This window comes from Arthrobacter sp. 147(2020) (genome assembly GCF_013116715.1).
In the GTDB taxonomy this organism is placed as follows: Bacteria; Actinomycetota; Actinomycetes; order Actinomycetales; family Micrococcaceae; genus Arthrobacter_D.
Genome location: NZ_JABFOM010000002.1, coordinates 69,429 through 82,853 on the forward strand (window position 1 = coordinate 69,429; position 13,425 = coordinate 82,853).

The window sequence follows — 13,425 nt, forward strand, 5'->3', positions numbered from 1 at the left end:
GCAGGGGTTCCCTGTGCGCTGTGGGACGATTTAGGTACTCCCAAAACCACTCAGCGAATTGGATGGCAATACGTGCGTTTAGTTGTAGCCCAGTGCTCAGTCGATTACATCGGCCGCCTCCGGGCCCACCTTCCCCTGGCCACCCGGCTTCTGATGGTCAAGGCAGACGGGTCAGTATTGGTCCACTCCGACGGCGGCTCGTACAAGCCTCTCAACTGGATGAGTCCGCCAGCCACCCTGCGCATCGTCGCTCCCGATGAGGCGGACACCGAACTGGGTGTGACCGAGGTATGGAACGTACAGCATGCCAAGACCGACGACCGCCTGGTCATCAACATCCACGAGCTGATCCACGAGACCTCGCACGATCTGGGCGTGGATCCCGGCCTGGTCAAGGATGGCGTAGAGGCAGATCTACAGCGCCTGCTGGCTGAGCAGATCCACCTGGCTGGGGCCGGTTTCACGCTGATTCGTCGTGAGTACATGACCGCGATCGGCCCGGTAGACATCCTCGCCCGGGATGCCACGGGAGCCACCGTGGCGATCGAGCTGAAGCGCCGGGGTGACATCGACGGCGTCGAACAATTGACCCGGTACCTCGAACTCCTCAATCGTGATCCGCTGATGTCCCCGGTCAGGGGAATCTTTGCGGCGCAGCAGATCAAGCCGCAGGCTCGCGTCCTGGCTCTGGATCGGGGCATCGACTGCCTGACGCTGGATTACGACATGATGCGTGGCGTGGACGACGTCGAGTCGCGCCTCTTCTAGCCTGAGCCCCTGGCTCGGATGTCGGGTGCTCGGCGTCGCGGCGTCGGGAGCCGGGTGTCGAGTGCTGGGTGCACCGGGTGTCCCGGGTGTCGAGTGCTGGGCGTCGAGCGCTGGGTGCACCGGGTGCGCCGGTAGTTGGAGGTCGCGTCCCGGATATTGGACGTCGCGTGCCGGATGCGCCGGGTGTCGAGTGCCGGTCATCGGGCGCCGAGTGTCGGGAGCCGGGTACCGGACGTCGGGCGTCGGATATTGAACGTCGAATGCTGGCGCGCGCCGGGTGTCGCGTGCCGGGTCTTGGACGTCGGGTGTCGGGAGCCGGGTACCGGATGTCGAGTGCTGGTGTGCGCATAAAGCCGCGTGCGCAGCGCCCTGCTGTTGACAGCTGCATTGTGACCGGGTTTCACTCGAATATTTGTTCGAGAGATTTGTCCACATAGCCTGTAAATCCGCAGGAATGTCGGTGCGGTTTGGGACAATAGAGGTATGGAAGGCAGTCCAGCTCCATCACCGCAACGGAAGGGAATCCCCTCCCGGGTAACCGATCCGCGGGGCGGTTCTGGTCCGATAGGCGGGCCCGACGGCGGCGCCCCCACCTCTACCCCTGCATCTGTCCGGGCTGCTTCTCGGGCTGGCGCCGCTGCCTCGTCACCGGTCTCTGACTATGCGTCCTCGCCTGCCGGTACTGCTCTCTTGGGCACCCGGCCCGTTGGCCCCGGTCGCAGTCGCGGTGAATCTCCCCCAGCTACCCGGTCCTTCGGTCGCGGTCGCGGCGGCGGTGAATCTCCCGCAGCTACCTGGTCCTTCCGTCGCGGTGAATCTTCCGTTCGGGAGCTGGTCGAAGCCCTCCACTCCCTGCGGCCAGCGGCGGATGCGGCGGGGTTGATAGATCAGTTGCGGGAGTTGGAGGATCTGAAGTCCGCAATCGCAGGCGTCCAGGCCCGGATTACAGTGGCTGTCGATGTGGCCGAACGCCAGGCCCAGGCTCTGGCCGGGGTTCCCGCTGGGGAGCAGGGCAAGGGTGTGGGGGCGCAGATCGCGTTAGCCCGCCATGAGTCCCCGTCCCGCGGCAGCCGCCTCCTCGGCCTCGCACGGGCGCTGGTCACGGAGATGCCCCACACGTTGGCGGCCTTACATTGTGGCCAGTTGAATGAGTGGCGGGCCACCCTGTTGGTGAAGGAAACCGCGTGCCTGTCCGCTGAGGACCGGGCAGCGGTCGATGAGGAACTCGCCCCCGACACGGGCACGTTCGAGGGGTGTGGGGATCGGGCGATTATCGCCGTGGTGAAAGCAGCCTCCTATCGGAGGGATCCCCGGTCGGTGGTGAACCGTGCAGCCCGGGCGGTGACGGAACGGAGTGTGAGTATCCGTCCCGCACCGGACACCATGGCCTACCTCACCGCCCTCCTCCCCGTAAAAGAAGCAGTCTCCACCTACGCAGCCCTGTCCCGCCACGCCGACACCACTAGGGCCGCCGGAGACCCCAGATCTAGAGGCCAGGTGATGGCGGACACTCTGGTTGAACGTGTCACCGGGGTCCCCGGGGGTGTCAGCCGGGTCGAGCTGCAGCTCATCATGACCGACCGTGCCCTCCTCCAAGGAGACAGCGAACCCGCCCGCATCCCCGGCTACGGCATCATCGGCTCCCACTGGGCACGCACCCTCCTCACGATGGGACAGAAGACGAGCACCGGAACAACCGACCCGAACGATTCGGATACCTCCGGGGAGAAGCGGTCCGCTTTCGATGTGTGGTTACGTCGGCTCTACACTGCGCCGTCGACCGGGGAGTTGGTGGCGATGGATTCCACCGCCCGGCTCTTCACGAAAGCCCAACGCCGGTTCATCACCGCCCGCGACGACACCTGCCGCACCCCCTACTGTGACGCCCCGATCCGACACTTCGACCACATCATCCCCTGGCACCGCAGCGGACCCACCACCATCACCAACGGGGCAGGACTCTGCGAAGCGTGCAATCACACCAAAGAACAACCCGGCTGGACAACCCAAACAATCCCCGGACCAAGGCACAGGCTCAAAGTCACCACCCCCACCGGCCACACCTACCACTCCACAGCACCACCCCTACCAGGCACCGGCTCCGGCACGGGCACCGGCACCGGCACCGGAGCGACAATCGAACGGGCACAGGTCAAAGGCTTGAAGCAGGTCAGGTCGCGACCCTAAGTAACCTGGCAGGCAATCACCGAGCACGGCCCTCACCTTGGCCCGACCGGAAACACGCCGATCCGAAACACACCCACTCTCACCGAGCATTCCCCCAGTCCTGGAAGTCCCCAGCTCATTGACAACCTAGGCCAGGCGCCAGCTACAGTCCCCCACCATTCCCTACACAAGGGCGTTACAGCGACCCGATACGGGTACCCGAAAGCCCCCGCACAATGTAATCCGTGCGGCCAATCTGAGAGCTGCGCATAGAATCAGGGCTATGGTCAGCAACGAGGTTCCTGGACGCTCCACCGTGCGCTACATTCGTGGACGCCTTGTCACCGAGGCCGGAATCATCGATGACGGGGTACTGGCTGTTGATGGGGATCGCATTTCATTTGCCGGACAAGCCACAGCGTTCGATAGCGGATCCGCACCAGCAGATCGGGACTTCCCGCCAGGTAGCATCATCCTTCCCGGCCTCGTCGATACCCACTGTCACGGAGCAAACGGCGGCGACTTCGCCAATGCTGACGCAGATGCGGCACGCCGCGCGATCGACTTCCTCCACCGCAGCGGTACCACCACCCTCCTCGCAAGCACCATGACTGCACCACGGCAGGACCTACTGAATGCGCTTGCGGTCCTGGCTGACCTGGCAGAGGAAGGGGTCATCGCTGGCATCCACGCAGAAGGCCCGTTTGTCTCGGTCGCACGCTGCGGCGCCCAGAACCCCGACTACATCTCCGATCCTGAACCTGACTATGTGGCTGAGCTGATCGAAGCAGCACAGGGCCGGATGAAGACCATGACGTACGCGCCGGAACTGCCCGGAGCTGATGCGCTCGTCGATACCCTGACCACCCACGGAATCACCCCCTCACTCGGACACACCGACAGCGACACTGACACCGCCGCAGCGTCACTCGCACTCGCGTGGGAGGAAATGGAGTCAACCGGGTTCGACGGCTACAGTATGCGACCCACAGTCACCCACCTCTTCAATGGGATGCCGCCGCTGCACCACCGCTCCCCCGGCCCTGTAGCCGCCTGCCTCCGGGCAGCCAAGGCGGGCACTGCCGTGGTCGAACTGATCGCCGACAACGCACACCTGGATCCCCAGACGGTTCTGACGGTTTTTGACCTCGTGGGCTCCGAAAACATCACCCTGGTAACCGATTCAATGGCCGCAGCCGGTCTCCCTGACGGTAACTACCATCTGGGCTCCTCCGCCGTAACTGTTGCCGACGGTGTAGCTACCCTGGACCGCACGGGATCCCTCGCGGGCGGCACAGCTGTTCTGCTTGACGTAGTGCGACGCACCGTTGCAGCCGGTGTACTCCTTGAGGACGCGGTCGCCTCGGCGACTGTGGTCCCCGCCAATGTCCTGGGACTCGCCGACGAGCTCGGCAGCCTCCGGCTCGGCCTGCGCGCCGATGCCCTGGTAGTGACCGCCGATCTAGAGTTGCTGGCCGTGCTCAGGGAGGGCACGTGGCTGGAACCGCTCGAACGAGGTCACCACTAATTGCCTTTGCCAATTTCCCTAAGAATGCGCGCAATTTCCGTTGACCAGCACATGCCATTATGTGATGCTTAATTTAGTCTTTGTGTACGTGTTAAGCATGCTCGCAAGACGATGTTGCGAGCGTGTGACTTCCCAACGGAACCGAAGTACAAGAGGTGCCGATAGGTTGTTTCCGTGGAGTGACCCCGGGACTACACGCAGTGTGTAGGACTGAACATTTCATTATGGAGGAGAAACAAATGGCACAGGGCACTGTGAAATGGTTTAACGCTGAAAAGGGCTTCGGCTTCATTACCCCGGACGACTCCGACGGCGATGTTTTCGTTCACTACTCTGAGATCCAGACTGGCGGATTCAAGACTCTTGACGAGAACCAGCGCGTTCAGTTCGAAATCGGTCAGGGCGCCAAGGGCCCCCAGGCTACTGGCGTCACCGCCCTGTAGCAACCGACGGTCGTCCTCGCTGTCGACCAGTTCTCAAGAGTAGGGCCCCCACGAATGACCGTGGGGGCCCTATCTTTAAGAATTCAGCGCCAGGTGCCTATCCCGACAACCGGTCCCGCCTCCAGCCAGGAGGACAGTCCGGCGTAGACGTCGAATTTCATGGCCAGCAACACTTCCTGGCCCTCATAGTCCAGCGTGACCACTATGGCCCCGGGTTGGATACGGCGTTTCTCGGCCTCAGTCGGCTGACGCCATCCCCTCAGTTCCAGCGAACTGCGCAGGTACCGATACCGGGGGCGAGGGCTCAGCGACGCCATCTGCAGCCATTCAAGATGTCGGTCCGTATAACGACAAACCCCCATCTGCCATCCCTTGGGAGGGAAGCAGATGGAGGCGTCAAAAGTTCCGAGCGCTCCACGCAACTGAAGCCGGCGAAGACCGAAAGCCAAAATGGCAAGCACCAGCAGCAGGAAGACTGCTGCGAGCGTGATGAAGGCTATACCTAGACCGTCCATCACCGGTATTGTCAGCGAGTCTCCGCGGACACATTGCCGCCGATCTTCGCGTTGTCAGCGACAATGACTACCCGGTTGCTGTCGACGGAAAAGAACCCTCCATCAACCGATACCAAAAGCCGTTCACCGGAGACGGGCTCGATGGCCATCTCGCCTTCGGCCAGGATGGCGAGCATCGGAGCGTGCCCGGGCAGGATACCGATTTCGCCATCGCTGGTGCGGGCCCTGACCATGGTCGCCGCGCCGGACCAGACAAAATGGTCCGCCGCGACGATTTCTACTTCGAGTTCAGCCATGAACGTTACTTTCCGGTCTGCTCTTGGATCTTGGCCCACTGGCGCTCGACGTCGTCGAGTCCACCAATGTTGAAGAACGCCTGCTCAGCAATGTGGTCAAGGTCGCCGTTGGCGATGGCGTTGAAGCCCTCGATGGTGTCCTTGATGCTCACGGTGGAGCCTTCGACTCCGGTGAACTGCTTTGCCGTGTAGGTGTTCTGCGACAGGAACTGCTGGATGCGGCGAGCCCGCGAAACAACAATCTTGTCTTCTTCAGAGAGCTCATCGACACCGAGGATGGCGATGATGTCCTGCAGTTCCTTGTTCTTCTGAAGGATCTGCTTGACGCGCACTGCTGTGTTGTAGTGATCCTGACCGATGTACTGAGGATCGAGGATTCGCGACGTCGAAGTCAGCGGGTCGATCGCCGGGTACAGACCACGGGAAGCAATTTCACGTGACAGTTCGGTGGTTGCATCGAGGTGGGCGAAGGTCGCTGCCGGTGCCGGGTCGGTGTAGTCATCAGCAGGCACGTAAACGGCCTGCATCGACGTGATCGAGTGGCCCTTGGTCGAGGTGATGCGCTCTTGGAGGAGGCCCATCTCATCGGCCAGGTTTGGCTGGTAACCCACTGCCGAAGGCATCCGGCCGAGGAGGGTCGACACCTCGGAACCTGCCTGGGTGAAGCGGAAGATGTTGTCAACGAACAACAGCACGTCCTGCTTCTGGACATCCCTGAAGTACTCGGCCATGGTCAGCGCCGACAGAGCGACCCGGAGGCGCGTTCCTGGTGGCTCATCCATCTGGCCGAACACAAGCGCGGTGTCCTTAAGGACGCCCGCCTCTTCCATTTCAACCCAGAGGTCGTTTCCTTCACGGGTCCGCTCGCCAACGCCAGCGAATACGGAGGTACCACCGAAGTTACGGGCAACACGGGTGATCATTTCCTGGATCAGCACGGTCTTGCCAACACCTGCACCACCGAAGAGACCGATCTTTCCACCCTTGATGTACGGGGTGAGCAAGTCGATGCTCTTGATGCCGGTCTCCAGCATCTCGGTGGAGCCTTCAAGCTGGGCGAATGCCGGTGGCTTGCGGTGGATTGGCCACCGCTCAGTGATCTCCAACGAGGACTCTTCGACGTCGAGGGGCTTACCCAGGACGTTGAAGATGTGACCCTTGACGACGTCGCCGACAGGCACCGAAATGGCGCTCCCGGTGTCGTGGACAACGGTTCCGCGGACCAGGCCATCAGTGGCCTGGAGCGAGATTGCACGCACCAGGTTGTCACCGAGGTGCTGTGAGGTCTCGAAGGTGATGGTGTGCGTCTCACCATTGAGAGTGATCTCAGTGGTCAGCGCGTTATAGATTGCGGGAATGGCGTCAGCCGGGAACTCGACGTCGACAACCGGGCCAATGACACGGGCGATTCGACCTGTGCCGCCGGATGCAACTGAGTCACTACCGTGCTCAATAGTCTGGGCAGTCATCTCTCTCACTTCACTTACGTAGATGGCGTGGGGCTAAGTCTAACTAGGGTGGAGCAGGTTCAAGAACTTGAGGGAAGGCTAGGAAGCGCTGAGCGCGTCCGCACCTGCCACAATTTCCGAAAGTTCCTGGGTAATCTCCGCCTGGCGCGCAGTGTTGCGGAGCCGGGTGTACTTCTTGATGAGGTCCGATGCGTTGTCGCCTGCGGACTTCATTGCCCGCTGACGGGCAGCAAGCTCGCTGGCGGCCGCCTGCAACAGAGCCGCGAAGATCCGCGACTCGATGTAGCGGGGAAGCAGTGCGTCCAGAACCATTTCCGGCTCCGGTTCGTACTCATACAACGGCAGCAGATCCGATTCGGATGCTGCTTCCTCTTCGACGACCTCGAGTGGAAGCAGGCGGATTACCGTTGGTTCCTGCAACACCATTGACCTGAAGCGGGTGTAAACCACATGGATTTCGTCAACGCCGCCGTCTTCGAAATCCGTGTTGAACTCGGCCAGGAGTGCCTTGCCGATGTCACGTGCAGTTTCGAACTCCGGAGCGTCAGTTCCGCCGGTCCATACGTTCTCGAACGCACGGTTGCGGAAGTCGAAGTAGGCCTGGGCCTTCCGACCGACAAGGTAGGTTTTGACTTCCTTGCCCTCTTCTCGCAGCAGCTCAATCAGCGACTCGGCCTGCTTCAACACACTCGCTGAGTATGAACCTGCGAGGCCGCGGTCCGAGGTCATCACCAGAACCGCCGACCGGCGGATCTGTTCTGGCTCGGTGGTCAGCGGATGGTCGATTTCTGACTGCGATGCCACTGCTGAGACGGCACGGGTGATCGCATTGGCGTAAGGCAGCGACGACGATACTCGTGCCCTTGCCTTGCCGATGCGAGAAGTCGCGATCAGCTCCATCGCCTTGAAGATCTTCCTCATCGACGTCGTCGAAGTGATCTTCTGGCGGTAGACCCGGATCTGGGCTCCCATACTTGTCCTTTCCTTCGTAGTCCACCTGGGGATTACGGCTAAGGCCGGGATGGCACCGGGATGGCTTAGCCATCCCGGTACCTAATTCCCTAGCGCTTCTGCTTGACGATCTTCTCCTGGTCGACCTCGTCCTCGGAGAGGGCGCTGTACTCTTCGTGACCGGCAACCAGACCATCATGGCCTTCGCCGAAGAATCCCTGCTTGAAGTCGTCGATCTGCTTCTTCAGCTCGTCAACGGTGGAGTCCTCAAGGAGGTTGGTCTCGGCCAGAGTGGTGAGCACTGACGACTTGTGCCGCAGGTGCTCAAGGAACTGGCCTTCGAACTTCCGGATATCTTCGACCGGTACGTCATCCAGGTAGCCGTTGGTGCCGGCCCAGATGGAGACAACCTGCTCCTCGACGGGGAACGGCGCGTACTGACCCTGCTTGAGCAGTTCCATGAGCCGTGCACCACGGGTGAGCTGCTGGCGTGACGCGGCATCCAGGTCGGAGGCGAACATCGCGAAGGCCTGCATGTCGCGGTACTGTGCGAGGTCGAGCTTCAACGTGCCCGAAACCTTCTTCATCGACTTGACCTGCGCCGAACCACCCACGCGGGACACCGACACGCCGACGTCCACAGCTGGACGCTGGTTGGCGTTGAAGAGGTCCGACTGAAGGAAGATCTGGCCGTCAGTGATCGAGATGACGTTGGTCGGGATATAGGCCGATACGTCATTTGCCTTGGTCTCGACGATCGGAAGACCGGTCATCGAACCAGCACCCAGCTCGTCGGAGAGCTTGGCACAACGCTCAAGCAGACGGGAGTGCAAGTAGAAAACATCGCCCGGGTAGGCTTCACGTCCCGGCGGGCGCCGCAGCAGCAGCGATACCGCACGGTAGGCCTCGGCCTGCTTGGAGAGATCATCAAAGATCACCAAAACATGCTTGCCTGCGTACATCCAGTGCTGCCCGATGGCCGAACCGGCGTAGGGTGCCAGGTACTTGAAGCCCGCGGGGTCGGATGCAGGCGATGCAACGATCGTGGTGTACTCCAGGGCGCCCTTGTCCTCAAGGGTCTGGCGTACCGCAGCGATGGTCGAGGCCTTCTGTCCGATAGCGACGTAGATGCAGCGAACCTGCTTCTTCACATCGCCGGATTCCCAGTTGGCCTTCTGGTTGATGATGGTGTCGACGGCGATGGCCGTCTTGCCGGTCTGACGGTCACCAATGATCAGCTGGCGCTGGCCACGGCCGATCGGGATCATCGCGTCGATTGCCTTGAGCCCGGTCTGCATGGGCTCGTGGACCGACTTGCGTTCGGTAACGCCCGGTGCCTGAAGCTCCAGTGCGCGCCGCGCTTCTGCCTTGATCTCACCAAGGTCATCGATGGGCTGGCCCAGAGGGTCAACTACGCGGCCGAGGAAGGCGTCGCCCACTGGCACGGAGAGGATCTCTCCGGTGCGGTGGACTTCCTGGCCTTCTTCGATGCCGGTAAAGTCACCGAGCACGACGACGCCGATTTCACGGGTGTCGAGGTTCTGGGCGAGGCCCAGGGTGCCATCTTCAAAACGCAGCAATTCATTGGCCATCACCGAAGGCAATCCTTCTACCTTGGCGATGCCATCGCTGGCAGTGCTCACGCGGCCGACTTCAACGCGTTCTGCGTTGCCGGGCTCGTAGGATGCCGCAAACTCGTTCAACGCATTACGGACGTCTTCGGCGTTGATGGTCAATTCGGCCATCTGCAGTCCCTGCTCTCCTGTGTTGTGATCACCACTGCTTCGCGGCGACCGGTGTGTAATTCAGTCTGTTGTGTGTCTGGCTCCAGGACGGCGTACCGTCCTACACCGCAAGCTTTCGCCGCAGTTCAGACAGTTTGGCGATAACTGTGGAGTCAACCACTTCGTCGCCAACCTGGACGCGGACCCCGCCAATAAGTGACGGCTCCACGGTGACATCGGTTCTGAGCTCGCGTCCAAACAGGGAGTTGAGGCCCTGCTGCAACCGCTCGTACTGCTCATCAGTCAACGGACGGGTAACGCTGACGTTGGCAATCCAGCGGTCATGCCGTTTGGCCACGAGTTCAACGAACCGCTTCACCAAGTGAGTGGGCTTGATGCCGCGGGGTGCCTGTACTGCCTGACGCACCAACAGCTGCGCTTCTGGTCCGGCGTTGGGTACCAGCTTCAGCGCCAGGGCAACCCGGGCGTCGGTGCTGGCTTGCCGCTCGGACAGAGCGCGCTGCAATTCATGGCTCGAGTCAACGGTCCTGATGAAGTCGAAGAGATCGTTTTCAAGACTCTCCAGACTCGCTGCACCGTTGCCCCGATTTTCGGCCACCGCAATCGCTGCAGTGGCACCAAGGGTTTCCAGCGCGTCTCCAAGGTCACGGGCCGCGGCCCACCGCATGGAAACCAGTTCCCCGACCACAGTCGCTGTTTGATCCGAAACCTTGCCCGCGAGCAGGTTAGAGACCAGTGCGGCCTTGTCCTTGCCTTCACGGGAAGGATCGGTCAGTGCGCGGCGCAGGCCGGCGTTGCTGTCAATCATGTCGAGGACTCCAAAGAGCTCCTCGGCCAGGGACAGCGTTGCGCCGGGCAGACGGGTTTCTAGATCTTTCAGTGCCGTTGCCAGGGACTGGCTGGATACGCCTGCCATTACTTCGATGCACCTGCGCTCTGAGTTTCGAGGTCGGCCAGGAAGCGGTCAACCACTCGTGCGGACCGCTGGTCGTCGGAAAGGGACTCCCCGACAATCCGGCTGGCGAGATCAGTTGCGAGTGCGCCTACTTCAGCGCGCAACGAGACGACTGCAGCCTGACGTTCTGCTTCGATCTGGACGTGTGCCTGCTCGGTGATACGAGCGGCCTCGGATCCAGCCTTTTCCTTGAGCTCCGCGAGGATCTGGGCACCTTCGGCGCGTGCTTCCTCACGGATGCGGTTTGCCTCGGTGCGTGCGTCCACCAGCTGCTGCTTGTACTCGTCAAGCGCCGCGTTGGCTTCGGCCTGAGCGGCCTCCGCCTTGGCGATTCCGCCTTCGATGGCTTCAGTGCGCTCGGCAAACGTCTTCTCGAACGCCGGCATGACGAACTTCTTGACGATGAAAAACAGCAGTGCGAAGCCAGCGAGAGTAACAAAGAACTCCCACATGTTCGGGGCAAGGGGGCTATCGCTCCCCGCCGCCAAAATTACTGCGTTATCCATGTTTCACCCGTCTTTCTAAATACTTAGGACCAACACCTTGCGTTCTACTAGAGAACGAAGGCGAAGACCAGACCAAGGATGGCGAGTGCTTCGGTCAGAGCCAGACCCAGGAATGCGATGGGCTGGAGAACGCGCTGTGCCTCAGGCTGACGGGCGACGCCGTTGATGTACGCCGCGAAGACGAGTCCTACACCGATACCGCCGCCAATTGCGGAGAGACCGTAACCTACGAGGTTGAGATTGCCGTCCATTTTGTTCCTTTCAAGATGCCGCTTCCTGCGGCAGGTTGTTTGGGATCATCCCCAACGGGGAAGTCTTTATCTATGTGGTGAATTAGTGGGCGTCGGCGTTGAGAGCGCCTTCGATGTAGATGGCTGCCAGAAGCGTGAATACGTACGCCTGGAGCACCATGATGAGGATTTCAAGCATGTACATGGCCAGTGCGCCACCCAGGACGAGGACCGAAGTTCCTGCGAGCAGGATGCTTCCGCTCGTTGCCATGAACTCAATCGCGCTTCCAGCGAGCATCACGATCAGGTGACCGGCAAGCATGGTGGCGAAGAGTCGGAGGGAGTGGGTAACCGGGCGGACCAGGAAGTTCGAGATGATCTCGATGGGAACCACGATCGGCAGGATGTACCAGGGGACACCGGAAGGGACGACTGCGAGCTTGAAGTAGCGCAACCCGTGCTTCTGGATGCCGATTCCTACCCAGAGGATGTAGAAGATTGCCGCAATGGCATAGGCGCTACCCGGGTGGGAGAAGCTTGGGAGCTGCAGGCCCGGAATCGCTCCGAAGAGGTTGTTGACGATGATGAAGAAGAATGCAGTGAACAGCCACGGCACATACTTCATGAAGTCTTTGCCGCCGATAATGTCCTTGCCGACCGAGTTGCGGACGAAGCCATAGGACATTTCGCCCAGGAACTGCATCTTGCCGGGGACCATCTTGCCCTTGCGGGAAGCGATAAGGAAGAACGTCGAGATCAAGACCACCGAGAGGATGATCATCAGCATTTGCTTGCCGAAGCCAGCCTCGAACCAAATGCCGTATTCACCGCCCCAAGGGAGGATGTTCGGATAGTGGGTGTCGCTGATAGTAGGGGGTACGAAACCCTCGTCCGTCGTAGTGGCCGGGAGCGCAAGCGCGATCAACGCGTTTCCTCTCTGCAGTGTCCATCATTGGGCATATTCTGATCGGGCATAGAATCACTGCTCCGACTCGTTAAGTTTTCCGACATCACTTCGGGCTATCCCCAGCCTTCCCGCTGCTGTCCCTCGGCGTCGAACCGGGATCAGTTGTACCTTGGCGGGTGAGGTTATGCATGTGGGAGAGGTAGAAACCCCCGGCTGCACCCAAGAGACCTCCTGCGAGCACGATCCATTGCGTTCCCAGGAGGTTGTCCAGGCCCCAGCCTATCAAACTCCAGACGATGATCCCGCCAATTATGTAGCTGAAGACAGCTATTCCGGCGTTATAGCCGCCCTCGCCGTAGGGGCCGCGCACGTCGTCGTCGTTGGTCGATGAGGGATCCTGCTGGGGGCCGTTCACTGAATTTTCAGCCACGGTCGTCACCGGCAGACGGGCTGGTTGCTGGCTGGGTGGGAACCGGGTCGTTGTACAACTGGTGGCGCGCCTTCGAGAATGCGTAGACCTCAACCACCTGCCACAGGATCACCGTTCCGACGGCGGCACCAAAGAACCAGTTCCGGTCGAGCCACGGTGGGGTACCGAGGACGAACAGGGCGACGGCGAAGCCCACCACCTTGATCGCATAGGTGACAACGAACAGGCCCATAGCTCCCGAGGGGTTGCTGCGGCCGGCGAAGTGGCCGATCGCCAGGCTGATGCCAAAGAAGGCTACGACGAGCGCGTAACCGAAGACGGCACTGAACGCTGCGTTGGAGCCAGAAAAAATCGCGGCGACACCAGCGGCGAGCACGATGGCCCCTGTGGCGACGAGGGTGCACTTCTTCAATATCCCGAGCCAGAGTGACCCCGTTGGGTCGGCTGCGGGGTGGGCAGTGCCGCGAGGGGCTCCGACGCGCGGGGCATCAGATGTGCTCATAGGGAATCCGTCCG

Annotated in this window: 15 protein-coding genes; 4 read left to right on the forward strand and 11 right to left on the reverse strand. The window is 61.2% G+C overall.

Features of this window, described 5'->3' with window-relative positions:
• Positions 1–72 precede the first annotated feature (72 nt).
• The 4 genes from nucS to HMI58_RS02580 all read left to right on the forward strand — a co-directional run bounded on the left by nucS (position 73) and on the right by HMI58_RS02580 (position 4,905).
• Entirely contained in the window at positions 73–768 is a 696-nt protein-coding gene (gene nucS / locus HMI58_RS02565) for an endonuclease NucS (protein ID WP_171584215.1), read from the forward strand.
• 831 nt (positions 769–1,599) lie between these two features.
• Complete coding sequence (locus tag HMI58_RS02570) at positions 1,600–2,955, forward strand: HNH endonuclease signature motif containing protein (RefSeq protein WP_225667860.1); 1,356 nt, start codon at positions 1,600–1,602, stop codon at positions 2,953–2,955.
• A gap of 262 nt (positions 2,956–3,217) precedes the next feature.
• A complete protein-coding gene (locus tag HMI58_RS02575; protein WP_171584213.1) occupies positions 3,218–4,462 on the forward strand; it encodes an amidohydrolase family protein in 1,245 nt (414 codons plus the stop codon).
• Positions 4,463–4,701: 239 nt separating this feature from the next.
• Positions 4,702–4,905 carry a cold-shock protein gene (locus tag HMI58_RS02580; RefSeq protein ID WP_019481284.1) on the forward strand — a complete coding sequence of 68 codons (204 nt, stop codon included), beginning with the start codon at positions 4,702–4,704 and terminating at the stop codon, positions 4,903–4,905.
• A gap of 83 nt (positions 4,906–4,988) precedes the next feature.
• Here the strand turns inward: HMI58_RS02580 and HMI58_RS02585 are convergent, their stop codons facing one another.
• From HMI58_RS02585 to HMI58_RS02635, 11 genes are all read right to left on the reverse strand, one after another.
• Positions 4,989–5,420: a DUF2550 domain-containing protein gene (locus HMI58_RS02585; protein WP_171584212.1), complete on the reverse strand. Its 432-nt coding sequence runs from the start codon at positions 5,418–5,420 to the stop codon at positions 4,989–4,991.
• Positions 5,421–5,431: 11 nt separating this feature from the next.
• Entirely contained in the window at positions 5,432–5,716 is a 285-nt protein-coding gene (locus HMI58_RS02590; protein ID WP_171584211.1) for a F0F1 ATP synthase subunit epsilon, read from the reverse strand.
• 5 nt (positions 5,717–5,721) lie between these two features.
• Positions 5,722–7,185 carry a F0F1 ATP synthase subunit beta gene (gene atpD / locus HMI58_RS02595; protein WP_171584210.1) on the reverse strand — a complete coding sequence of 488 codons (1,464 nt, stop codon included), beginning with the start codon at positions 7,183–7,185 and terminating at the stop codon, positions 5,722–5,724.
• Between the two features lie 78 nt (positions 7,186–7,263).
• On the reverse strand, positions 7,264–8,157 hold the full coding sequence (locus HMI58_RS02600; protein ID WP_171584209.1) for a F0F1 ATP synthase subunit gamma: 894 nt from the start codon (positions 8,155–8,157) through the stop codon (positions 7,264–7,266).
• A gap of 89 nt (positions 8,158–8,246) precedes the next feature.
• Positions 8,247–9,881 carry a F0F1 ATP synthase subunit alpha gene (gene atpA, locus HMI58_RS02605; protein ID WP_171584208.1) on the reverse strand — a complete coding sequence of 545 codons (1,635 nt, stop codon included), beginning with the start codon at positions 9,879–9,881 and terminating at the stop codon, positions 8,247–8,249.
• Positions 9,882–9,981: 100 nt separating this feature from the next.
• Positions 9,982–10,797: a F0F1 ATP synthase subunit delta gene (locus HMI58_RS02610; RefSeq protein WP_171584207.1), complete on the reverse strand. Its 816-nt coding sequence runs from the start codon at positions 10,795–10,797 to the stop codon at positions 9,982–9,984.
• Positions 10,797–11,342: a F0F1 ATP synthase subunit B gene (locus HMI58_RS02615; protein WP_171584206.1), complete on the reverse strand. Its 546-nt coding sequence runs from the start codon at positions 11,340–11,342 to the stop codon at positions 10,797–10,799. Before HMI58_RS02615 ends, HMI58_RS02610 begins: the two co-directional genes overlap by 1 nt.
• A gap of 47 nt (positions 11,343–11,389) precedes the next feature.
• A complete protein-coding gene (gene atpE / locus HMI58_RS02620; protein WP_056548095.1) occupies positions 11,390–11,593 on the reverse strand; it encodes an ATP synthase F0 subunit C in 204 nt (67 codons plus the stop codon).
• Between the two features lie 82 nt (positions 11,594–11,675).
• A complete protein-coding gene (atpB, locus tag HMI58_RS02625; protein WP_171584205.1) occupies positions 11,676–12,497 on the reverse strand; it encodes a F0F1 ATP synthase subunit A in 822 nt (273 codons plus the stop codon).
• 85 nt (positions 12,498–12,582) lie between these two features.
• The gene (locus tag HMI58_RS02630; protein WP_171584329.1) at positions 12,583–12,849 is read right to left on the reverse strand and encodes a hypothetical protein; all 267 of its coding nucleotides are present in this window, start codon (positions 12,847–12,849) and stop codon (positions 12,583–12,585) included.
• Positions 12,850–12,901: 52 nt separating this feature from the next.
• Positions 12,902–13,411 carry a hypothetical protein gene (locus HMI58_RS02635; RefSeq protein ID WP_171618057.1) on the reverse strand — a complete coding sequence of 170 codons (510 nt, stop codon included), beginning with the start codon at positions 13,409–13,411 and terminating at the stop codon, positions 12,902–12,904.
• Positions 13,412–13,425: the final 14 nt, after the last annotated feature.